The sequence below is a fragment of the Maribellus sp. YY47 genome, assembly GCF_023111095.1.
Taxonomy (GTDB): Bacteria; Bacteroidota; Bacteroidia; order Bacteroidales; family Prolixibacteraceae; genus Draconibacterium.
The window spans coordinates 222,700-246,744 of sequence record NZ_JALGYW010000002.1 but is presented as its reverse complement, the minus strand read 5'-3'; the positions used below and the strand labels follow the sequence as shown (position 1 = coordinate 246,744).

Annotated in this window: 19 protein-coding genes; 15 read left to right on the top strand and 4 right to left on the bottom strand. The window is 44.0% G+C overall.

The features are described from left to right. The first annotated feature begins 38 nt into the window (after positions 1-38). The 11 genes from MR764_RS02490 to fabD all read left to right on the top strand — a co-directional run bounded on the left by MR764_RS02490 (position 39) and on the right by fabD (position 16,441). Complete coding sequence (locus MR764_RS02490; RefSeq protein ID WP_247977808.1) at positions 39-1,148, top strand: PQQ-binding-like beta-propeller repeat protein; 1,110 nt, start codon at positions 39-41, stop codon at positions 1,146-1,148. Positions 1,149-1,201: 53 nt separating this feature from the next. Beyond that, positions 1,202-2,488 (top strand): glycosyltransferase family 4 protein, encoded by a 1,287-nt coding sequence (locus tag MR764_RS02485; protein WP_247977807.1) that lies wholly within the window; start codon positions 1,202-1,204, stop codon positions 2,486-2,488. An 88-nt stretch (positions 2,489-2,576) separates the two neighbouring features. After that, positions 2,577-3,254, top strand: a complete 678-nt coding sequence (locus tag MR764_RS02480; RefSeq protein ID WP_247977806.1) for an ABC transporter ATP-binding protein — start codon at positions 2,577-2,579, stop codon at positions 3,252-3,254. Positions 3,255-3,347: 93 nt separating this feature from the next. Beyond that, positions 3,348-6,614 carry an FtsX-like permease family protein gene (locus MR764_RS02475; protein WP_247977805.1) on the top strand — a complete coding sequence of 1,089 codons (3,267 nt, stop codon included), beginning with the start codon at positions 3,348-3,350 and terminating at the stop codon, positions 6,612-6,614. Positions 6,615-6,746: 132 nt separating this feature from the next. Beyond that, positions 6,747-8,039, top strand: a complete 1,293-nt coding sequence (locus MR764_RS02470) for an NAD(P)/FAD-dependent oxidoreductase (protein ID WP_247977804.1) — start codon at positions 6,747-6,749, stop codon at positions 8,037-8,039. 83 nt (positions 8,040-8,122) lie between these two features. After that, positions 8,123-8,599 (top strand): nucleoside deaminase, encoded by a 477-nt coding sequence (locus tag MR764_RS02465; RefSeq protein ID WP_282189108.1) that lies wholly within the window; start codon positions 8,123-8,125, stop codon positions 8,597-8,599. A 150-nt stretch (positions 8,600-8,749) separates the two neighbouring features. Next, positions 8,750-9,730, top strand: a complete 981-nt coding sequence (locus tag MR764_RS02460) for a PAS domain S-box protein (protein WP_247977803.1) — start codon at positions 8,750-8,752, stop codon at positions 9,728-9,730. A gap of 306 nt (positions 9,731-10,036) precedes the next feature. Continuing rightward, positions 10,037-12,058 carry a DUF4954 family protein gene (locus MR764_RS02455; protein ID WP_247977802.1) on the top strand — a complete coding sequence of 674 codons (2,022 nt, stop codon included), beginning with the start codon at positions 10,037-10,039 and terminating at the stop codon, positions 12,056-12,058. A gap of 107 nt (positions 12,059-12,165) precedes the next feature. Next, the gene (glmS, locus tag MR764_RS02450; RefSeq protein WP_247977801.1) at positions 12,166-14,004 is read left to right on the top strand and encodes a glutamine--fructose-6-phosphate transaminase (isomerizing); all 1,839 of its coding nucleotides are present in this window, start codon (positions 12,166-12,168) and stop codon (positions 14,002-14,004) included. Between the two features lie 200 nt (positions 14,005-14,204). Continuing rightward, positions 14,205-14,759 carry a VTT domain-containing protein gene (locus tag MR764_RS02445; RefSeq protein ID WP_247977800.1) on the top strand — a complete coding sequence of 185 codons (555 nt, stop codon included), beginning with the start codon at positions 14,205-14,207 and terminating at the stop codon, positions 14,757-14,759. A gap of 794 nt (positions 14,760-15,553) precedes the next feature. Further along, positions 15,554-16,441, top strand: a complete 888-nt coding sequence (gene fabD / locus MR764_RS02440) for an ACP S-malonyltransferase (RefSeq protein ID WP_247977799.1) — start codon at positions 15,554-15,556, stop codon at positions 16,439-16,441. Positions 16,442-16,517: 76 nt separating this feature from the next. On the opposite strand, the gene MR764_RS02435 is transcribed toward fabD, so the two are convergent. Together MR764_RS02435 and MR764_RS02430 are read right to left on the bottom strand one after the other, a co-directional pair. Beyond that, positions 16,518-17,876, bottom strand: coding sequence for a sigma-54 dependent transcriptional regulator (locus MR764_RS02435; RefSeq protein WP_247977798.1), 1,359 nt, complete (start codon positions 17,874-17,876; stop codon positions 16,518-16,520). Positions 17,877-18,006: 130 nt separating this feature from the next. Beyond that, positions 18,007-19,083 carry a prolyl oligopeptidase family serine peptidase gene (locus tag MR764_RS02430; protein WP_247977797.1) on the bottom strand — a complete coding sequence of 359 codons (1,077 nt, stop codon included), beginning with the start codon at positions 19,081-19,083 and terminating at the stop codon, positions 18,007-18,009. Positions 19,084-19,199: 116 nt separating this feature from the next. Here MR764_RS02430 and MR764_RS20345 point away from each other — a divergent pair, with 116 nt between their 5' ends. Beyond that, entirely contained in the window at positions 19,200-19,943 is a 744-nt protein-coding gene (locus tag MR764_RS20345) for a flavin reductase (protein WP_247977796.1), read from the top strand. An 18-nt stretch (positions 19,944-19,961) separates the two neighbouring features. Here MR764_RS20345 and MR764_RS02420 read toward each other — a convergent pair whose 3' ends face one another. Then, complete coding sequence (locus tag MR764_RS02420) at positions 19,962-20,198, bottom strand: CDGSH iron-sulfur domain-containing protein (RefSeq protein WP_247977795.1); 237 nt, start codon at positions 20,196-20,198, stop codon at positions 19,962-19,964. A 48-nt stretch (positions 20,199-20,246) separates the two neighbouring features. Between MR764_RS02420 and MR764_RS02415 the strand changes: the two genes are divergently transcribed. Next, entirely contained in the window at positions 20,247-21,365 is a 1,119-nt protein-coding gene (locus MR764_RS02415) for a lactonase family protein (protein WP_247977794.1), read from the top strand. Here MR764_RS02415 and folE read toward each other — a convergent pair. Next, on the bottom strand, positions 21,362-21,937 hold the full coding sequence (folE, locus tag MR764_RS02410; RefSeq protein ID WP_247977875.1) for a GTP cyclohydrolase I FolE: 576 nt from the start codon (positions 21,935-21,937) through the stop codon (positions 21,362-21,364). The two genes, MR764_RS02415 and folE, sit on opposite strands and share 4 nt — an antisense overlap. A 153-nt stretch (positions 21,938-22,090) precedes the next feature. Here folE and mqnB point away from each other — a divergent pair, with 153 nt between their 5' ends. Together mqnB and rfaD are read left to right on the top strand one after the other, a co-directional pair. Continuing rightward, positions 22,091-22,777, top strand: coding sequence for a futalosine hydrolase (mqnB, locus tag MR764_RS02405; protein ID WP_247977793.1), 687 nt, complete (start codon positions 22,091-22,093; stop codon positions 22,775-22,777). 254 nt (positions 22,778-23,031) lie between these two features. Continuing rightward, entirely contained in the window at positions 23,032-23,997 is a 966-nt protein-coding gene (gene rfaD / locus MR764_RS02400) for an ADP-glyceromanno-heptose 6-epimerase (protein WP_247977792.1), read from the top strand. Positions 23,998-24,045: the final 48 nt, after the last annotated feature.

The window sequence follows — 24,045 nt, the reverse complement described above, 5'->3', positions numbered from 1 at the left end:
AGTGTCTTCTCTGTGTTTTCAGTGGTAAAAAGAAAAGCATGAAAAAAATACTATTTCTAAATATTATTCTTTTGTTCGTAGTGCGGGCAATCGCCCAACCTTCTGATTCGTGGCCAATTTTCCGTGGCGAGACACACCTAACAGGTGTTTCGAAGACTTCTGTTCCCGATTCGCCCAAATTATTATGGACTTTCCAAACCGGCGATAATATAAAATCCTCTCCTGTAGTCGCCGATGGGAAAGTGGTGGTTGGTTCTACCGACGGTTTTGTGTATTGTCTGGATACAAAAGGAAAACTGTTGTGGAAAGTTGAAACCAGTAATTCGATTGAAGCACCTGCTTTAATTCTTGATAAAACGGTTTATGTAGGCAACCTGGACGGAATGTTGCTGGCTCTGAATCTGGATTCCGGCGAAAAGCTGTGGGAGTACGAATGTGAAAACCAGATCGTTGGATCACCCAACTGGTGGAGCGATGGTAAATCCACGTTTGTTTTTGTAGGAAGCTATGATTTCTTTTTGCATTGTGTTGATGGAAAGACTGGTGAGCTGAAGTGGAAATACGAATCTGATAACTACATTAACGGCGCGGCGGCGAGTGCCAACGGAAAAGCCATGTTTGGCGGCTGCGACGGGTTTCTGCACATTGTGGATGTGGCTACCGGAAAGCTGGATAAAAAGATCGATGTGGCGACCTATGTGGCAGGTTCTGTCGCGGTTGAGGACGGGAAAGCTTACATTGGCGATTACGATGGCCGCTTTTTTCAGGTGGACATTAAAACGGATAAAACCACCTGGGTTTGGAAAGATGATAAAACACACCTGCAATTTATTGCTTCTCCGTCGTTAATTGGCGACAAAGTGTTAACGGCCAACTACAACAAGTTTTTGTATTGTTTCGATAAAAACTCGGGGAAAAAGTTGTGGGAATACAACACCGGCCGACAGGTGGACGCTTCACCCGTAGTGGTAAAAGATAAGGTGATCATTGGAAACATGAGGGGCGACCTGGCCATGGTGAACCTTTCAGACGGCTCGTTGGTTTGGAGTTATGAAATTGGCAGCCAGATCGTCAGTAATCCGGCCGTGGCAGCAGGGAGGATTTTTGTGGGGGCATACGACGGAAATGTATATTGTTTTGGAAAATAATAGTTGACCGGTCAGCTTCCGGCTTCCGACTCCGGTCTTCAAACGCTTAAGAAATGAACATCATTCAGATCATACCTGGTTCGGGAGGAAGTTTTTATTGCGGAAACTGTTTGCGCGACAGCAAATATTTTAACGCGCTGCGTGCCGAAGGCCACAAAGTGACAAAGATTCCCATGTATCTTCCCTTGTTTGCTGATGAGCATGACATTTCGGAAGTTCCGATTTTTTATGGTGCTATCAGCACTTACCTGAAACAGGTGTATCCCATTTTTCGAAAAGCTCCTGCCTGGTTCGATCGCATGCTTAATTCGAAACCCATGATGAAGTTGGCCGCTTCTATGGCCGGCTCAACCAATGCCAAAGGCCTGGAAGACATGACCGTTTCAATGCTTTTGGGTGAAGAAGGTGCGCAAAAAGACGAACTCGACCACATGGTGAACTGGATTGCGGAACATTGTCAGCCCGATATTATTCATATTTCAAATGCTTTGCTTTTGGGACTGGCCCGCCGGCTAAAAGAGAAAATCGGAGTTCCCGTTCTTTGCACGCTTCAGGACGAAGATGTTTGGATTGACCCGATGCAACCGAAATTTCAGAAGAAAATATGGGATCTGATGCACGAGCGGGCAAACGACGTAGATGTGCTGGTTTCGGTAAGCGACTTTTTTGCAGGCGTGATGAAAAAACGAATGAATTTGCCGGATGAAAAAGTAAAAACGATTCATTTGGGGGTGGACGTGGAAGATTACCAATATGTTTCCACGAAAGGCAAAGAAAGAAATGTAGGCTACATTTCCCGCATGTGCTACAAAGACGGTTTTGACATTGTGGTGGATGCCTTTATTGAGCTAAAAAAGAAACCTGGGTTTGAAGATGTAAAGCTGATTGCGACAGGGGGATCGACCGGCGATGATGCCAAATTCAATAAAGAACAAAGGAGGAAATTGAAAGCACATAATCTTCTTGATTCGCTGGAAGTGCTTCCTGATTTCGAGGGCAAAGAAGTAAACGATTTCTTCAAAAGAGTTTCGCTGATCTCGGTGCCGGTGCGCATCGGTGAAGCTTTCGGTATGTACCTGATTGAATCGATGGCTTCAGGAGTACCTGTAGTGCAGCCTGCTCTGGGCGCTTTCCCCGAAATTGTTAAACTCTCAGGTGGCGGGGTGACTTACATGCCCAATACACCGCAAAAGTTAAGTGAAACATGGACCGATCTGTTATCAAACCCTGACAAGCTGGAAGAACTAAGCCGGAAAGGTTACGAGGGAACCCTTAAAAAGTTTAATATTCATAATCACGCCAAAGAAATTATAACTTTATACGAAAGTCTGAAGAAATAATCTCTGTGAAACCTCAGTGTTCTCAGTGGTTTAGAAAGGGAAGTACCACAGAGTACACAGAGAAGGCACAGAGGAACACAAAGATAAAATGCTGCTACAATTACAAAACATAACCAAAGGCTACGGCGAACCGGGTACGCATAGTTACCGGGCCGTGCTGAAAGATTTACACTTTGAATTGAATCAAGGAGAAAAAGTGGCTATTGCTGGGCCGAGTGGATCGGGCAAAACAACGCTGCTTAACCTTATCGGTGCACTTGATCAACCCGAAGCTGGCAAGGTTCTCTTTGAAGGAAAGGACATCACCGGATATTCAAAAAACGAACTGGCAACTTTTCGAAACAAACATTTGGGATTTGTTTTTCAGATGCACCATTTAATGCCTCAGCTGAGTTTGCGGGAGAATGTACTGCTTCCACTTTTGCCTCAGGGAAGTAAAATCACAAAAGAGCAAAAAGACTGGGCGGAATACCTGATCAAAAAAGTAGGGATTTGGGAGCAGCGCCATCAAAAACCATCGGAGATGTCGGGTGGAGAATGCCAGCGGACTGCAGTTGTCCGGGCACTGATCAAAAAACCCAAGCTAATTCTGGCAGATGAACCTACCGGTGCTCTTGATGAAGAAAATGCCGCCGCATTAACCGATTTGCTGAAAAAGTTAAGTGATGATGAGGGTGTTGCTTTGGTTACGGTGACCCACTCGGCTGTTTTGGCAGAGCAGATGGATAAGAAGTTTGTATTAAAGAATGGGCAATTAAGTTCATAAGATTCCCGCTTTCGCGGGAATGACGAAAAAAGAATTGGAAAAAGAATATTCTCCCCTCTTTGAGGGGAGTGCGGCGAAGCCGGAGGGGTGAACATGACACGACTGCAATACATAATAAAAACGTTTTTACACTATTTCAAAGCCAACCTGCTGGTGGCGCTGGGAGTAGTGGTGAGTACCATGGTTTTAACCGGCTCGCTGGTGATTGGCGACTCGGTGCGTTACAGTCTGGAGCAGGCCACCTTTTACCGGCTGGGTGAAACCACGCACCTGGTTTCGGTGGTGGAACGTTATTTCAGGCAGGAAATGGCTTCAGAATTGGAAGCTGACAACGCTCAGATTCAGGCAGCACCTGTGTTGTTGCTCGAAGGTGTTGCCGTAGCCGATGGCGGTCAACGGCGTGCCAACAAGGTGCAGGTGATAGGTGTTGACCAATCTTTTGAGAAGATATCAAATACAAAGATCTTTTCCGAATTGCAAAATAATGAAATCGCTATCAGCAAAAATCTGGCTGAACGGCTGGCTGTAAAAGAAGGTGAAAATTTGCTGGTGCGCATCAAAAAAGCCAGTTTGATTCCGTTGAACGCGCCGTTTATTTCTGCTGAAGAGACAAGCGTTTCGTTGCGTGCGACCATTAAAAATATTGTTCAAAAGGAAGAGCTGGGGCGGTTTAGTCTGAAAAACTCACAAACAGCACCCTATAATATTTTTCTTTCCATCGACCGTTTAAATCGCCTGATGGAATTCCACGGGAAAACCAACCAGATACTGATAACTACCGATCTGGGAACAGACGAGGTTTTGAAGTCGGTAAAACATTGTCTGACACCCGCCGATGCAGGACTTCAGCTAAAAAATATTGAAGCAACTGATGAGGTGGAGATATCAACCGAACGTGTTTTTATGGAAGACAAGGTGGCTGAAACTTTACAGAAACTTCCGAGCGCACAACCGATGTTGACGTATTTTGTAAATGAAATTTCAAAGTATGAAGCCCATAGTATGAAGTCCGTAGTTGGCATCCCATATTCTTTCGTTTCCACTTTAGTCGATGGACTTGATGAAAATGGCATCATTTTCAATCAATGGGCAGCCGATGATTTGGGCGCAGAAATTGGTGATTCGATTCGCCTAAAATACTGGCAAATTGGCCCTTTACGCAAATTGGTTGAAAAAGAATCAGATTTTGTTCTGACAAAGATTGTCCCGATGGTGCCGGGATGGGCCGATGAAACCCGAATGCCCAACCTGCCCGGTCTTTCGGATGCCGGGCATTGCCGTGAGTGGGAAGCCGGCGTACCGATTAATCTGGATGCCATTCGAGATAAAGATGAACTTTACTGGGATGAATACAAAGGGGCTCCGAAAGCTTATATCTCGTTAAACAAGGCGCTGGAAATGTGGTCGAACCGTTTTGGAAATTATACGGCTGTGCGCTATTCTGCAAACGTTTTTGATGAGGCGACATACAAACAGGTATTTGCCGAGAATATTACACCTGCCGATTTGGGAATGTCGGTTGAACCGATTCGTGAAAAAGGGGTGAGTGCAGCAAAAAACGGTACTGATTTTAGCGGACTCTTTATTGGTCTGAGTTTCTTCCTGTTGATTGCCGGAATAGTTTTGACTTCGCTGTTGTTTCGTCTAAACCTTGAAAATCGCTCTGCACAAGTTGGGCTGTTAGATGCGCTGGGCTTCAGACAAAAACAGGTGCGTGGTTTTTATTTGTGGGAAGGTTTTGCAGTTGCATTGTTAGGTGGAATTCTGGGAACGGTGATCTCGATTTTCTATACAAAGCTGGTTTTTAGGATCCTCAATACCTTGTGGTACGACATTGTCAGAACCGACGTTTTGCTGATAAAGATTTACCCGGCTACGGTGGTTCTGGGACTTGTAATTAGTTTACTGGTGTCGCTTGCTGCGATTTATATATCGGTTTCCCGTTTTCAGAAACAGAAAACAGCTGAACTCCAGAAACAAACGTCAGCTTCCAAAAGTCGGATAAAAGAACTGGGATGGAATGTTTTGATGATCGTTTCGTTGCTTGCTTCGGTCGCTCTTTTCATTTACCAGGTATTTGTATCGCCGCAAATGAATGCTTCGCTGTTTTTTGCTGTCGGAGGATTGCTGCTGATTGGCTTGCTTTTATTATTCGGAAGTTTTATTAAAGGATTGGAAAAACGCCGAAAGAACGAACTCTGGCTGGGACGCTTGGCGCAACTTAATCTTTCCCGAAACAAGGCCCGGTCGTTAACTGTTGTGATTTTATTTGCACTTGGAACTTTTATCGTGGTATCAACCGGTTCAAACAAGCTCGATCTGTTTGCCAACGCTCAGAATAAGACAAGCGGAACGGGAGGATTCCTGTATTTTGCCGAAACAACCATGCCCGTTTTGTTCGATATCAACAATCCGGAGAAAAGGGCAGAAGAAGGCATTTTTGAGGAGTTTACTGCTGTTCAACTGCGAAAAGTAGAGGGCGACGATGCCAGTTGTCTGAACCTGAACCGTATTTCGCAACCCGCTATTTTGGGGCTTGACGCGGAAGTTCTGCAGGGGCGTTTTTCATTTGCTGCCAAATTGAAGGAGCTGGGAGAGAAAGATCCGTGGATGGCGTTGAATGAAACTTTTGATGACGGTACCATTCCTGCCATTGCCGATCAAACCGTTATTCAGTGGGGGCTTGGAAAGAAAGTTGGCGACGTTTTACTGTATCAAAATGAGTTGGGCGATACACTCAAACTAAAACTGATTGCTGGAACTACTCCTTCCATATTTCAGGGCTACGTGTTGATCTCCAATCCAAACTTTCTAAAAAACTACCCCAGTAACAGCGGCTCGCATAATTTCCTGATTGACGGGAAAACGGAAGATCAGCAAAAAATCGGCGATGAGCTGCAGTCTGTTTTTCGCGATTACGGCTGGGAAATGGAATCCACCGCTAAACGCCTGGTGGAGTTTTATTCGGTAACGAATACCTACTTGTCGATATTTCTGGCACTGGGAGCACTTGGATTGATCCTGGGTACCATCGGTTTGGCTGTGATTTTGGCGCGTACCCTGTTGGAACGTCGTCGCGAAATTTCGGTAATGCAGGCCATTGGTTTCAGCAACCGGCCCATTTTCAGAATAATCACTTCTGAGTATTTGATTTTGCTGTTTACCGGAGTTCTGATCGGTTTTATCACCGCAGTGGTGGCTACACTTCCATCGTTTTTATCCACCCATTCCGATGCATCGTTTAGCACGGTTGCACTGGTCACAGGAATGATCTTGCTGAACGGAATCGTTTGGATTTTTGGACTTAGCTGGTTTTCGCTGCAAAAGAAAACGCTGGTGACAGGGTTAAGGGATGAGTGATTGCTTTTCGGGTAATAACATTTTTGGTAAAACAGCCAATTATATTGGGGTAATGTGAAGAAATTGTTGTTTCCACATTGCCGGGCAAACATTCAGGAAAAGGGATTGTTTTGAGGGTAAAATGATTTATCAATGCCAGTTAATATACCAAGAACAGAGCAGCCTAGAGTAGTGATTATTGGTGCAGGATTTGCCGGTTTACGCCTGGCGCGGAAACTGTATAAACAGAATTTCCAGGTGGTGTTATTCGACCGGAATAACTATCATCAGTTTCAACCTTTGTTTTACCAGGTGGCGACTTCGGGTTTGGAGCCCAGTTCCATATCTTTCCCGCTACGAAAGGTTTTCCAGAATGTAAAAAACGTTTTTATCCGTGTGGCCGAAGTAAATAAAATTCGGACGGAAGAAAAAATGCTGGAAACCAGTTTGGGAACCGTAATGTACGATTACCTGGTGATTGCTACAGGCGCTACGACCAATTTCTTTGGGATGCAAAGCTTTGCCAAAAACAGTCTTCCCATGAAGTCGGTGTCCGAAGCGCTTTTTCTGCGAAATACCATACTCAGTAATTTTGAAAAAGCGGTGACGCTTAGTGATGAGGAAGAGCGAAAACGCATGCTGAACGTGGTGGTAGTAGGTGGCGGACCAACGGGTGTTGAGGTATGCGGTGCACTGGCCGAAATGAAAAATTTTGTGCTTCCCAAAGATTATCCCGAAATGGATTTCAGACAGATGACCATTACGCTGGTTGAGGCCAGTCATCAGCTGTTGAATGGGATGAGCGCCAAAGCCGGCGAAAAGGCATTTAATTACCTTGCCGAATTGGGTGTTGAAGTAAAACTGGAGCATAAAGTTCTAAACTACGACGGGAAACAGGTTGATCTGGAAGACAAGGAAAGTTTTCAGGCCAATACTTTGATTTGGGCGGCAGGAGTAAAAGGTCAGATGCCCGAAGGAATCAACCCCGACCTGATTGTTCGTGGGAACCGGATCAAGGTGAACGATTTTAACCAGGTGGACGATGCTGACGATATTTTTGCCATAGGTGATATTGCTTATATGGAAACTGAAGCGTATCCGAACGGGCATCCGCAGGTGGCGCAGGTGGCGCTCCAACAGGCTTCTTTGTTGGCTCAAAACCTCGTGAATCTTCATAATAAAACGGAATTGACAGGATTTCGATATCACGACAAAGGCTCGATGGCGACTGTTGGTCGAAACCGAGCGGTAGTTGACCTTCCCAAATTGCGGTTTTCGGGTTTTGTGGCCTGGATGGTGTGGATGTTTGTGCACCTGATGTCGATTGTGGGGGTAAAAAACCGGCTGGTTATTTTTATCAACTGGCTCTGGAGTTACATGACGTACGACCAGTCGCTGCGTTTGATTATTCGCCAGGTTCCCAGAGGCCGGGACAAATCGGAGTAAGCTTTCCGAAGAAATCCATTGCATTTGTATTTTCATTTCCTGAATGTTACTTTTGAAAGCTTTGCTGGAAAATAGGAAGAACTATGAGTGAAACACACAAAAAGTTTATGCGGGCTGCCATTTTGTTGGCAGAAAAGGGAATGAAAACCAATTCCGGGGGTCCTTTTGGAGCAGTGGTTGTTAAAGATGGAGAAATTATTGCCGAAGGTTTTAATCGGGTTACTTCGGATAACGATCCGACGGCGCATGCTGAGATTATAGCCATTCGTGAGGCCTGTAAAAAACTGAAATCGTTTCAACTCGATGATTGTGTGATTTACACTTCCTGCGAGCCTTGCCCGATGTGTTTAGGGGCTATTTATTGGGCGCGGCCCCAAAAAGTATTTTACGCCTGTAACCGCGAAGACGCCGCTTCAGCTAATTTCGATGATCAGTTTATTTACGATGAACTCGAACTTAAGATCGATGATCGCAAAGTCGATTTCGAGAACATTATTAGGGACGAAGGCCTTCACGTATTTGAGCATTGGAAAGCTAAAAATGATAAGACGGAGTATTAGGCTGGGTCAGAAGACAAGAAAACAATTCCACTTTTTACCTCTACATATCTCAGTGTTGGTGTTAGGTGCAAAAACCTAACATAGAATGTTTGTTTTTCCTGTTTGGGCGTAGTATTTTTAATCCGGCATTGATCACTAAATCACATCGCCTTGGATAAAAAGCAAAATACCGCTCGTTTGAAAACTCTGGAAAATGAACTTTCAGATTTGAAGATTCAATTGGAAGATACGCATCTTCAGCTTCAGGATGAAAAGGAGAAAAGGCAGTTTTACCAGCAAATTTCTGATTTTGCATTTGCCTGGGAATTATGGTTCGAACCCGACGGGGCAATCAAGTATTCTTCTCCTTCGTGCTACGATCTCACCGGTTTTACTTCCAACGAAATTATCCAGTCTGAAGGAATTAGCACCATGTTGGTTTATGAGCCCGATCGTGAAAAATATCAGCATTTTCTCTCAGGAGCGTTAAATCAGTCATTGGTTAATCCTTCGCTCGAATTCCGGATTTTGACAAGAACCAAACAGTTGCGCTGGTGTGTGATCAATGTTCGGGGAGTGTATGATAAGCTGGGAAAGTATCTTGGTATTCGGGCATCGGTGCAGGACATTACGCGTTTAAAACGTGCGATGGGGCATATTTCTGACCTGGAGCGCGGAAAGGAATTTGATCAGCGAAATAAACAACGTTTGCAAAGCCAGCTCGATCTGAAAGACAGGGAACTGGTTTCTTTTCTGTTGCAGCTGTCGCAAAAAAATGAGTTGCTAAACAAAGCGCGAAATATTCTTCAAAAAGCGAATAAAGAAGACACCGATAATCTTCAGCACTATTTGATAGAGTTGCTCGGAATGCTGGATGAAAATGCCAGAGAAAAGATTGACTGGAATACCATCGAAAACCAGGTGGAAAAAGTTCATCCCGGGTTTATGGAGCGATTGCAGGCAAGGCATTCCAATATTTCGATGAAAGACAAACGCTTGTGTTCGTATGTTCGCTTGGGCCTTTCAAGTAAGGAAATTGCCGGATTACTTAACCTTACACCCAAGAGCGTAGAAATAGCGCGCGTTCGGCTTCGCAAAAAATTAAAGCTGGGTACTTCTGTTCGTTTGTCGAATTATCTTCTGCAGCTTTGATTCTGGTCTTAACGTCAATATTCGGGTGTCATTTGGGAAAACGTTTCAACTGGTTTTAGATTGAAATGATTGAATGCTGGAGGAGATTGAACTAATCTGCCTCAATCTTTTATGCGCATCTATATTAGGGTTAATCTTATTTTGTATGATTAAATGTCGTGTATTTATTTTGTGTAATGCATTAATAATTAATTTAATGTAATATATGTGTTATGTTTTTGTGTTTTTTAGTTGTGGATGTGTTAGGTTTTTGTTGTTGGGTAGAAATCATAAGGTTTAACTTTGACCGGCAATAAAGTCAACCTTATGATTCAGGACACCAAAACAAAATTCAGAAACTTACTCGACGAAGAAATTGGACAGTTGGTGCATCAGGGATGTTCGTCTACCGACTGGAGTCTAATAAAGGTCGCTGAAGATTTTATTCCCAATTGTATTGAGAATACCAAGTTTACAGGTCGGATCCGGTTAAACAGTTTTACGGGATCGGTGAAATTATTTGGAGGTATCACCTTTAAAACCGGTATTTACAATGCGTGGTTGCATAACTGCGAGGTGGGTAAAAATGCGCTTATCCACAATGTTCGAAGTTACATTGCCAATTACCGTATCGGCGAAAATGTTATTATTCATAATATTACCACGCTGGCTGTCGACGGAAGGTCGTCGTTTGGAAACGGAACCGTAGTCGAAGCCATCAATGAAGGCGGCGGGCGCGAAATTCCGATTTATGATTATTTGTCGGCGCATGTGGCCTATATGATGGCTTTGTACCGGCATCGCCCTGCATTGGTGAACTCGCTAAAAAGGATGGTGGAAAACTATACCGAATTTGTCAGTGATGAAATGGGGGTGATTGGCGCGCATTCAAAATTACTGAACAGCAATACCATTCTGAATGTAAAAACCGGAACGGCCACCGTGATCGATGGCGCCAAAAAGCTAAAAAACGGAAGCGTCAACAGTAACTTTGAGGCTCCGGTTGTGATTGGCGAAGGCGTGATCATGGAAGACTTTATTGTCAGTTCCGGATCGCGGGTTACCGACGCTACACTGGTTTCGAAATGTTTTATCGGACAGGGATGTGTACTCGACAAGCATTATTCCGCCGAGAATTCATTGTTTTTTGCCAATTGTCAGGGCTTTCATGGCGAGGCATGTTCCATTTTTGCGGGGCCATACACGGTTACCCATCACAAATCGACCTTGCTCATTGCTGGTATGTTTTCTTTTCTGAATGCAGGAAGTGGCTCGAACCAAAGTAATCACATGTACAAACTGGGGCCGATCCATCAGGGAATACTGGAGCGGGGAGGCAAAACCACCAGCGATTCTTATTTGCTGTGGCCGTCGCATATCGGAGCTTTTTCGCTGGTAATGGGGCGTCATTACAAACATTGTGATACCACCGAATTTCCTTTTTCGTACCTGATCGAAAGCAAGGACGAGAGTATTCTGGTACCCGGAATCAACCTGAAAAGTATCGGTACGATTCGCGATACGCAGAAATGGCCAAAGCGAGACAAGCGAACCGATTCGAACCTGCTCGATTTTATCAATTTCAATTTGCTCAGTCCTTACACGGTGCGAAAAATGATTGTTGGCAGGGAGAAGCTTTTGGATATTCGGCAATCAGGAGGAGATGAGGCTTCGTATCGCTATCAACGAATGAAGATTGAAAAGCATGCACTTGATCGCGGAATTGAGTTGTATGAAATGGCTATCTGGAAATTCTTAGGGAATTCATTAATAACGCGTTTAAAGGGAAACAAACTAAAAGATAACAACGATATCAGAAAGGCATTACAGCCCGATACCCGTTATGGACAGGGATATTGGGTGGATCTATCAGGAATGCTGTGTCCGTTTGAGGCCCTCGATCAGTTGCTTACAAATGTGGAACTGGGAGTTATTCAGTCGCTCGAAGAAGTAAATGCCGCACTGGCCGGGCTTCATAAAAACTATTATAACTACGAGTGGACGTGGGCTGCCGATGTGCTCGATAAGTTTTATGGAAAAGCCGTTGATCTTTTCGACGCTGACGATGTGATTGCGGTAGTTGAAAAATGGAAGAGCAGTGTGTTGGGAATTGATCAGTATCTCTATGAAGATGCAAAAAAGGAGTTCTCGATGTCGAAAATGACAGGCTTCGGAGTAGATGGACAAAACGGAGCACGCGAACTTGATTTTGCTGAAGTGCGTGGCGAATTCGAAAGCAATAATACGGTGCAGGCCATTCGTCAGCACATGGAGAAAAAGGAGGCGCTCGGCAAGGAGATGATGGATATGATGAGCAAACTTACGGTTAAAGAAGGACAGAGGGATTGAAGGAAGGAATGCGAAATTGCTTTAATGCCTGAATGCTTAAATGATAGAAACCTGAAAACTGCGACTAATACTGAAAACTCTGAACATTAAACTTTAAACTCAGGAACATGTGTGGAATCGTTGGATATATTGGAAATCGTGAGGCATTTCCTATACTGATAAAAGGATTAAAGCAGCTCGAATACAGAGGCTATGATTCTGCGGGGATTGCACTTCTGAACGGAACGCTGGAGAACTTCAAAAAGAAAGGGAAAGTTGCCGATCTGGAGGAGTTTGTGGCGGAGGAAAGCCGGCTGGGGAACGTGGGGATTGGACACACCCGCTGGGCAACCCACGGCGAGCCAAACGACGTTAATGCACATCCGCATACCTCAATGAATGGCTTGTTTTCTTTGGTGCACAATGGAATTATCGAAAACTATGCGAAACTCAAAAGCGATTTGTCGGAACATGGTTATGTGTTCAAAAGTGAAACCGATACGGAAGTACTCGCCAACCTGATCGAGTATTTTTACAGTCAGGATGACAGAATGACTTCAGAGGCTGCCGTGCAGCTGGCGCTTTCAAAAGTGGTGGGAGCGTACGGAATTGCCGTTTTGTGTACCAACGAAAAATGCAAAATTGTGGTGGCGCGAAAGGGGAGTCCGCTGGTAGTTGGACTTGGTGCAAACGAGTATTTTATAGCCAGCGACGCTTCGCCGATTGCTGAATACACCAGCCAGGTGATTTACCTGAACGATGAAGATATTGCGATTTTGCAGAGCGATGGATTTACACTAAAGAATGTCCAAAATAACCCCGTTTCACTAAAGATATCAAATCTCGATCTTGAAATAGGTAATCTCGACAAAGGTGAGTTCGAACATTTTATGTTGAAGGAAATTTACGAGCAGCCGCTTACCATTGAAGAAACTTTTCGGGGACGACTGCGCGATGATTATTCTGAGATTGTGTTGGGTGGTTTGCTGGAAGTGTTTCCAAAACTGGAGCAGGCCGACCGCATCATCATCATCGGATGCGGAACATCGTGGCACGCCGCACTCATCGGCGAATACCTGATCGAGGAATATGCGCAGGTGCCGGTGGAAGTGGAATATGCCTCTGAATTTCGCTACCGCAAACCAATTATTCGCGAAAAAGATGTGGTGATTCTGATCAGCCAAAGCGGGGAGACTGCCGATACATTGGCGGCGCTTCGTCTGGCAAAAGAAAAGAGAGCCACCGTTCTTGGTATTTGTAACGTGGTAGGCTCGTCGCTGGCGCGCGAAACCGATGCCGGTGTTTATACGCATGCAGGAGCCGAAATTGGAGTGGCATCAACAAAAGCATTTACAGCACAGGTTACTGTTTTGACGATGATCGCATTAAAGCTGGCACAACAAAAGGGAACCGTCGGTCCGAAGGAATACCGGCAACTGGTGAAAGAATTAGCTCAGATACCCGGGAAAGGGAGAGTTATTCTCGAAAGCAATGAGAAAATAAAAGCCATTGCAGAGAAATATTACGAAGCGGTGAATGCGCTTTACCTCGGTCGTGGTTATCTTTTTCCTGTGGCGTTGGAAGGTGCGCTCAAACTAAAGGAAATCTCTTATGTTCATGCTGAAGGGTATGCGGCCGGCGAAATGAAACACGGTCCGATTGCATTGGTCGACGACAACCTGCCGGTGGTTGTGGTTGCCCCGCAGGATGCTTATTACGAAAAAGTGGTGAGCAATATCCAGGAAGTAAAAGCCCGGAAAGGGAATGTCGTCGCCATTGTAACGGAAGGCGACACCGGTCTCAAGTCGTTGGCCAACGATGTAATTGAGATTCCCAAATCGCATCCGGCACTGGCTCCTTTGCTGGCGGTAATTCCGCTGCAATTGCTGGCTTATCATATTGCTTTGCTAAAAGGCTGTAATGTGGATCAGCCCCGAAACCTGGCGAAGAGCGTTACCGTAGAGTAGCTGATTCTGTCCCTCGTTTGTAACGAGGGGCCAATGATACTGACATTTGTAATGTCATTTTCACGATCGTTGTAATCGACAGGAAAGCACCCCCACGCTTTATGCAAGGGGTAGGTGGAGTCGCTTACTTCGAACCTCCAAAAATATCCTTCTCTTTTTACTACATCTTTTGGTCTTTATCGTAAAAAATGTAGAAAAGCTTGAAACTGGTTTTCGAAATGTGCACAGAGCGGAAAATAGACAAGAAGAAAGGGATTCGGATGGTGTTGTTGCTTTTAACGTCACTGACAGCCATTCTGATTGTTTCCTTTACTCTTGGGAAAGAATGGTATGAAGGGAAAAGTCAGAGCTTGCTTTCTTTTGCACTCATTCATTTCTCTGGCTATCTGTTCTTTTTATTGATGCCGGTTGAGGTTGCCTTCATTTATTACCTGAAGTTTTTTAACTTATGGGAGATGATTACCATAGCGATCGGTACGGCTATCAGTGCGCAAATCGTCGACTATCTGATCGGGGTATCAGTCAGTTCTGCAGTGATTAATAATCTTGTAGGTGAAAAGCGAATTTTAAAGGCTGAAAAATACATTTTGAAATATGGTAACCTCACCATCTTCATTTTTAATTTGTTTCCGCTCTCATCATCTGTTATTTCGGTGGCTGCCGGCATGTTGAAATACCGCTTCCGGAATTTTTTTATGTATAGTTTGTTGGGTCTTATGCTAAAATATTTTATGCTCAGTTTGTTTTTCCAATGAGTCCGGTGTTTTATTCCCGAACCGAAAACCCGGGAATCGAAATTCGTTTCTGTTTTTTTGAAGAATTATGTTTCGGTACGCCGGATCTTCATTAACCACAATGCGTTCGGTCTATAAATATTTCGCAGCGTTGCTACCAAAGAAATTGCATTCATTGAAAGGAGCAGCGCCTAAAATATTTGTAGCCTGAATATCACATCACAGGAAATGGTGCAGCGCATCAAGAATATTTGTAGTTTGATAAATAGGAAAACACAAACTCAGGTGCAGCGCACCGCTGATATTATCGTTTATAAGAAGAACAGGCCTGGGACAAATAGCAAAATCCCGGCGGGATTAAATGTCTGTAGAAAAAATGCGTTTGTTCTATGTTCGACTCCGGCCGGAGTCGGATGTTCGTTGGGCGAATTTTTCAGCTACACACATTTGAATCCTCTGGATTCTTAAAAATGCAAAATAATGTTTAACGACCAACATCACGGTGCGAAACACCTTTGTTTTCCACAATGCTTTCGGTCTATAAATATTTCGCAGCGCTGTTGCTAAAGAAATTGCATTCATTGAAAGGTGCAGCACCTAAAATATTTGTAGCCTGAATATCACATCACAGGAAATGGTGCAGCGCACCGCTGATATTTGGTTTTTAGATGCTGGTTTCATAACAATCGAACCGTTCAACACAATTTTCGAAAAACTAACCTAATTTTTTATCAAATCTGGTTGAATAAGTGTCATTTAAAACGCGTTCTTTGATTTTCGATTAAATTTGCGCCGGAATTAATAAACTCAAAATTATGAAAGCATATGTTTTTCCCGGACAGGGAGCTCAGTACCCGGGAATGGGAAAGGATTTGTACGAGAATTCTGCTGAAGCAAAAGCCCTGTTTGAAAAAGCGAACGATATTCTGGGATTCGATATTACCAAAATTATGTTTGAAGGCGATGTGGAAGACCTGAAACAAACCAAGGTTACACAACCTGCCATTTTCCTGCATTCGGTTTTGTTGGCTAAATCGATGAAAGATTTTGCGCCCGATATGGTGGCAGGTCACTCATTGGGAGAGTTCTCAGCACTGGTTGCCAACGGAACACTGACTTTTGAAGATGGTTTGAAACTGGTTTCCCAGCGTGCTATGGCGATGCAGAAAGCCTGTGAACTGGAGCCGTCGACAATGGCTGCTATTGTAGGTCTGGAAGATGCTGTTGTGGAAGAAGTTTGTGCTTCGATCGACGATGTGGTGGTTCCGGCTAACTACAACTGTCCCGGTCAGCTGGTTATTTCCGGTTCGGAAGAAGGTATTGATAAAGCTTGTGCTTTATTGACCGATAAAGGAGCAAAACGTGCATTGAAACTTGTGGTTGGTGGCGCTTTTCACTCACCACTAATGGAGCCTGCCCGCGAAGAACTGGCGGCTGCCATTGAAGCTACCTCTTTTAGCGCACCTGTTTGTCCGGTTTACCAGAACGTAAATGCACAGCCGGTGTCTGATCCTGCAGTGATCAAGGAAAACCTGATCGCGCAGTTGACCGCACCGGTAAAATGGACTCAGATTGTTCAGAACATGATTGCCGACGGCGCTACTTCATTTACTGAAATCGGTCCGGGTAAAGTGCTTCAGGGCCTGGTGAAAAAAGTGGATCGTAACATGGAAACCATTGGAGTTAACGCTTTCGAAGCTTAAGATCTTAAGTCGATACATAAAAAATCCCGATCTGTCAACTGGCGGATCGGGATTTCTTTTTATCTCAATTTTCAGCTTAATTCATGTCTTTTTGGAGCATGCGGTAAATGGTTGATTTCCCGATGCCCAGCTTGTTGGCCACCAGGCGAACGTTTTGGTTGTATTTGTTCAGGAAATACTTCACAATATCGTTGTTGTATTCTTCCAGAGTTTTTTCGGCGGCCAGCAGGTTTTGTACATTTTCGTCCACATTCATATTTAAATGATTGGGTTTAATAACGTCGCGGCTGCACATTACACAGGCTAGTTCCATAATCGCCTTTAATTCCCTGATGTTTCCCGGGTAATGATAGGTAAGAAGCATTTGTTTGGCTTCGTCCGATATGGTTTTGGGCTCCAGCTCGTTTTCGCGGCAAAACTCATCTACAAAAAATTTCGCCAGAAGTATTTTATCGTTACCCCGTTGCCGTAGTGGTGGAATTTCAATCGGTAGCCCGAGCAAACGGTAGTAAAGGTCTTGTCTGAATCGATCTTCGGCTGCAAGCGCTGCGAGGTTTTTATGGGTTGCCGTAATAATGCGCACGTCGAGTGGAATGGTTTCATTCCCCCCCAAACGGACCAATTCCCGTTCCTGGAGCACACGTAACAGCTTTGCCTGCAGGTTCAGGTTTAGGTCGGCAATTTCATCGAGGAAAAGCGTACCGCCGTTGGCCAATTCAAATTTTCCTATTTTCCGGAAGTCAGCACCTGTAAAAGCACCCTTCTCATGTCCGAAAAGTTCACTCTCTATCAATCCGTCGGGAATGGCTGAAACGTTTACGGCAACAAACGGTTTGGCATTTCTTCTCGAATTAAAGTGAATGCCTTTGGCCACCAGTTCTTTACCTGTTCCGGTTTCACCCGAAATGGAAACAGAAATGTTGGTTTGAGTCGCTTTGTTCATCAATTCAAAAACATGATCGATCTCGCGGCTGTTTCCTTTGATCAGGCTTCTGAAATTGTATTTTTCTTTTACAGCGTCTTTCAGAATTTCGTTTTCACTTTTTAGCTGATCAGTTTTATAGATATTGTTGATAACATTACTCAGGCGTTCCCGGGTGTCGGGCGCTTTCATTATATAATCGTAGGCGCCCATTTTCATCATCTCAATGGCGGTGGCGATACTTTCCTGGGCAGAGATGACAATCACGTTGGCGCTGGGGAGTTCTTTTTGGATTTTCTCCAACACTTCCTTCCCGGTCATGTCGGGCAGCGTATAATCGAGGGTTACAACATCAGGGGCTTCCTGAAGTGCATTGATAAAGTCAGTGCCGTTGTGAAACACTTTAACTTTTAGGTTGTCGTCGGTTAATTGCTTTTTAAGAACCCGTGCATAGAGTTCGTTGTCTTCTACAATAAAAACCTTGTATTGGCTTTTTAATTTCTGGTTGGTCATTTAGTCGTATTTAGAGCAGAATAAAGGTATGTAAAAATTATGTTTACGCAAGCATTTTGTCCGATATTTGGAAAATATCACGGCATGATTCCCATATTAAAATTAAATTTCCGGACATTGGAGCGCTTTTCTAAAATCTGTATCCCGCTTTTTGAAGCTCGTTTACGTTTTTTATCGGTTTCTCAGGTTTTAATTGTTTGGCCAAATGGGCGTAAATTTTTAAGCGGATTTCTTTGGCGGTTTTGGTATCCATTCTGTCAAAAGAATGTCCTCCCGGAATGTTTTCAAATATCTCGTATTCAAATGGTCGGCCTTCTGCTTTCAGCGACTTGATCAAATGCTCCACTTCCAGCACATTCACATCTTCGTCGTTGGTATTGGTGTGAATCAGCAGGGGTGTTCCTTTAAATTTATGCGTATTCCACACGGGCGACCGGCGGCGGTATTCGGCAACATTATCGTTGGCGCTTTTCCCAATATGGTATTCAGCCTCATAAAGGTCCCGGTAACTTTGGTCGTGGTAACCCATTCTCGCAATGAGATCGCTTACCGGAACACCGGCAAAAGCCACCTGGTAATCATCGGGATGATCAAAAATGTTCATCAGGGTAATTAATCCTCCATGACTCCATCCAATTATTCCAACACGTTTTTCATCCACGAAACCGTAATTCTCGATCATGTAATTTCTGCTGTAGTAAACATCCTCAACTTCCAGCCCTCCGTAATCTATTTTTTCGTAATGGGCTTTCCCGTAACCGGTACTTCCCCTGTATTCGGGCGCTACAATAACATATCCCTGGCTAATAAGTTCACGAACAATATGGCTGTAGTAGGTGGTAAAGTCGCCGTGAACTCCTCCGTGAGGCAGCACAATGAGCGGATACTTTTTGTTCGGATCGATGTTTTTGGGAAAGAAAACGTAGGTCCAGAATTTCACGGGGTTGCCCGCACCTTTGGCTGTGGGATTTTCCTCTTTCCATTTGGGCGGCCCGTAAATGTACAGTTTGTCCACCACTGCAATGTCGCCCACACGGTTATACCAAAGCACATCGTCGATTTGTTTGGCTAGCTGCGAGAACGAGTGTGTGATGTTTTGCTGACTTTTGAGAAGCGATTGGATGTCGTTTTGTACCTCCTCCGACTGAGAATAGCCACTGACGGTAATTGTCAGGAATAGAGACAGGAAGCAAAGGAATCTGCTCATGGTTTGTTACGTTAGGTTTCTGAATAAAAAGGATATAAATGAATTGTTCTGTTAAAAGTACAAAATCAATTCTTATTTTTATTGACTATAAATTGAATTTTGAAAATCAGAAATAAATGAATTACAGAGCGTTTCATAAATTATCGTACGGGCTTTACATTATTGCAACCGAGCATGATGGCGAGAAGGCCGGGTATGTTGGAAATACTGCCTTTCAAATTACCTCCAATCCTTCTAAAATAGCCATCAGCAGCCACAAGAATAATTATTCAACTCAGAAAATACTGGACAGTAAACGATTTTCGCTTTCGGTGTTGAGAAAGGAAGTGGAAACTTCTCTGATCGGAAAATTTGGATTTATGTCGGGATCGGAAATTGATAAGTTTCAGGGCGTGGAGACGATTACCGCCAAAACCGGTGCTCCGATTGTGCTGGATTCGTCGGTGGCCTGGTTCGACTGCAAAGTGCTGGAAAGTGTGGATGTTGGAAGTCATATGCTGATTATTGCCGAGGTAGTTGATGGTGAACTTATTTCGAATGAAGAGCCTCTTACGTACGATTACTATCATAAGAAATACAAGATGCTGGCTCCGCAAAATGCGCCAACCTATATTGAGCGGGAAAAGCTGGGTGACGAGCCCGAGCCTGAACCCGTTGAGGAAAAAACGGAAGAAGCGCAAGGCGAATCAGGCGATAGCGACAGTATATTTACCTGTACCATTTGTGGATATCAGTACGATCCTGAACAAGGAGATCCTACTGTGGGTATACCTCCGGGAACGCCCTGGGAAGATGTTCCCGAAGAATATAAATGTCCGATTTGCAACGCAAGCAAAGACTATTTTAAGAAAACTTACTGATGGTTTGCTATTGCTGTGTTAAAGCGTTCTGTGGGTGCCGTCGCAATAGGGCTTGTTCGACGAATGTTTACACTGGCAAAGCCAAACATCTTTTTTCACATCGATAGTGAAGGCAAGTGGAGTAAATTCGGTTACCCGGTGAGATCCGTCGCAGAAGGGTTGATTTTGACTTCTTCCGCAAGCGCACCAGTAGTAAGTTCCGGGTTCGAGTGTTAGCATTTTGGGAGCTTTTTGAGCAATAACCGGTTTTTGCATGGTGTTTCGTTTTATATTAGTGGGTTCAATTTAGTTAATTAAAGAAAGATGTCAAAAATAATTTTAATGGTACTGAGCATGTTGATTCCGACCTTCATGTATAGTAAAGATAATAAACTGCAAAAGTTTTATGTAGGCACTTATACCCGTGAAGGAGGAGAGGGAATTTACCTGTGCAGCCTTGATACCCAAACCGGGGAAATCAGTTTGGAACGTACCTTTAAAGCCCTGGATAATCCTTCGTTTGTGGTGCTGTCGCCCGATAAAAAATATTTGTATTCGGTGGCCGAAATAACCACCATGCAGGGAGGAAAAGCAGGCGGAGTTTCGGCATTTCATGTCGATGAAAAAGGCGACCTTCATTTTCTGAACAAACAGTCTTCGCATGGAACGAATCCCTGTCACGTTGGAATATCGAAGGATGGTAAATACATTATTGTGTCAAATTATTCGAGTGGTTCGGTTGCGCTTTTCCCGGTTAAACAGGATGGTAGTCTGGGAGAGAGCAGCACTGTCATTCAAAACGAAGGCTCGGGGGCAGATAAAAGTAGGCAGGGAGAGTCGCACGCACATTCTTCGAAATTTTCACCTTTTACCGATGAGGTGTTTAATGCAGATCTTGGTACTGATCAACTCAATATTTTTCATTTGAAAGACGGGCAACTTAAGCAATCGGGGCAAAAGTTTGTTAAAATGACACCCGGAGCGGGCCCGCGTCATTTTGAGTTTCATCCCAATGGAGAAGTGATTTATGTAATCAGTGAATTGAATTCGACGGTTTCGGTGTTGCGGAAGAAAAACAATGAATGGAAAGTGGTGCAGGAAATTTCAACGCTTCCTGCCGGGTTTAAAGGCGAAAGCTATTGTGCCGACATTCATATTTCAAACGACGGAAAATACTTGTACGGTTCCAATCGTGGCGACAATTCGGTGGCTGTTTTCGAGGTAAATGAAAAGGACCAGTCGCTGAAAATGCTGGAAACGGTTTCGGTGGAAGGGAACTGGCCGCGGAATTTTGGAATTACTCCCGATGGCAACTGGTTACTGGTAGCGAATCAGCGCAGCGGAAACATCACGGTATTCAACGTAAATCAACAAGACGGGAGCATAAAATACTCCGGCAAGGAGATTCAATTGCCATCGCCTGTTTGTGTCGAATTCTATTAACTAAGCTTGGAGCTGATCAGCTTAATAAATTCTTCGCGGGTAGCAACTTTTTCAAAAGCCCCTGTAAAATCAGAAGTGGTGGTAATCGAATGTTGTTTTTGAATTCCGCGCATTTGCATACACAGGTGCTGGGCTTCAATAACAACGGCGACCCCGAGCGGGTTTAGCGTTTTCTGAATACATTCCTTGATCTGCAAGGTCAGTCGTTCCTGCACTTGCAGCCGGCGTGCAAAAACATCTACTACACGTGCTATTTTACTCAGTCCGGTGATGGTTCCGTTAGGAATATAGGCCACATGTGCTTTCCCGAAAAACGGGAGCAGGTGGTGTTCGCACATCGAATAAATTTCAATGTCTTTAACAATAACCATCTGCCGGTAGTCCTCCTTGAACATGGCCGATTGCAAGATTTCGACCGGATCTGTTTTGTAACCCTGTAGAAGAAACTGCATGGCTTTGGCCACTCGCTCGGGCGTTTTGTTCAGGCCTTCGCGGGTTGGATCTTCGCCAATTAGCTGAAGTATTTTTTCGTAATGACCGGAAAGCTGCTCGATACTTTCTTCGTTGTACATGTCAATTCTTTCGTATCCGTTTGAGCTGTCAGATTTCGGTGAACACATGATTTTTCCTGTTAAAGTTGCTACAAAGATTAACTTTTTTTCATAAAAACAGTATGAATGCATAAACGCTTTTCCTTTTAGATGAAAACTGATAACAGAGAAATTATGAAGATTTTACTGGTGGCAAGCGGCTGGATGGAAGTGAAACTCCTGGTTGACGAGCTTGAAAAAATGGACGAACAGAGCCATCTGTTTAAGCAATACAGATGGCACGATGTGGCAGTTGATATTCTGATAACAGGTATAGGAACTACTTTCACGACATTTCACTTAACCAATGTTCTCAAAGACAATCATTACGACAAAGTGATTAATATTGGCCTGGCCCGCAGTTTAACCCGCGAATTAAAAATCGGAGAAACCGTGAATGTGGTTTCTGATGAGTTTGCAGATTTGGGGATTGAAAAACAGTCGGAGTTCCTGACACTGTTTGAATCGGGATTTATTGACATCAATGAATTTCCGTTTGAAAACGGATTTTTAAAAACCAGTGATTCGGAGTGTTGTAGTAAATTTCCGAAAGTGCGCGGAATCACCTCCAATAAAAGCGTCGGAAGGGAAACTACCATTGCCGAGATTAAGTCAAAATTCTCGGCACATATCGAGACTGCGGAAGGCGCTGCGGTTTTTTATGTTTGCCGCTGGATGGGTGTCGATTGTTTTCAGATTCGGAGCATCTCGAACTATGTGGAACCCCGGGATTCCTCAAAATGGAATATCCCACTGGCACTCGAAAATTTGAAAAACTCGGTCATATCAGTTCTGCAGAAGATTTCGGTTCCTGTAAATTAACTAAAAGGAAAGTTGGTGCCAAATGAGCTTTGTTGCTCTTGTTCGACTCAAAATTTATTGCTCTTTGCCGGCAATATCAAGCAGCTTTTAAATATCCGTAATTTCGACAGATTCCTGAGATAATTATTGTGGAATAGAAAAAGTTGAATTTATTTTACCCGACGTACAATAAAAAGGACATGCAGAAGTTCTATGATTGAGCCAAATTTTCAGCGCATAGCGTTTTTGCTGTACAAACAAAACCTCGAAAATAAATGATAGTTGTTACAGGCGCAGCCGGATTTATAGGCAGTTATTTGGTCGGAAAATTAAATAAGGCCGGATACACAGATCTGATTCTTGTTGACAAGTTTGATGACCCCCTGAAAGACCTCAATTTACTTCAAAAGAAATACAGGAAATTTGTCGATCGCGACGACTTTTTTCAATGGTTGATCAAGCACGCTAAAGACGTCGATTTTATTTTTCATATGGGAGGCCGTACCGACACGGTTGGGCAGGAGCCCGAATTGTACCAGCAATTAAACCTCATTTATTCTCAACGCCTCTGGAATATTTGTTCCGAAATTCAGGTGCCACTGCTGTATGCTTCGTCGGCAGCCACTTATGGAAACGGCGAGGAGGGATTTTCGGATTCGCATTTGAAGATAAGGGATTTACGCCCGTTGAATTTGTACGGCTGGTCGAAGCACGATTTTGACGTTTGGGCGCTCAAACAGTTTCGTACACCACCTTTCTGGGCAGGCATGAAATTTTTTAATGTGTATGGCCCGAATGAGTACCATAAGGGCAGAATGGCCTCGGTGGTATTGCATGCCTTTAAAACCATACAGGAAACCGGGAAGATGCAACTTTTTCGTTCGCATCATAAAGCCTACAAAGATGGCGAACAAAGCCGCGATTTTGTTTATGTGGAAGACATTGCTGATGTGATGATGTTCTTTATGGAAAATCAGGACAATTCAGGAATATACAATGTGGGAACCGGTAAGGCGCGTTCGTTTTACGATCTTACCACATCGGTTTTCTCGAGCATGAAAATGTATCCGGTGATTTCGTTTGTTGATACCCCGGTTGATTTGCGTGGCCGGTATCAGTATTATACCGAAGCCGAAATCCAAAAGCTGCGTGATGTTGGCTACAACAAGCCTTTTATGGAACTGGAAGACGGTGTGGCCTGCTATGTGAAAGACTACCTGATGGAAGAGGCAGTTTATTAGCGCAGCCTTATCCAGTCAAAAATTCGCTTTTATTTTCTTTTTAAGCTG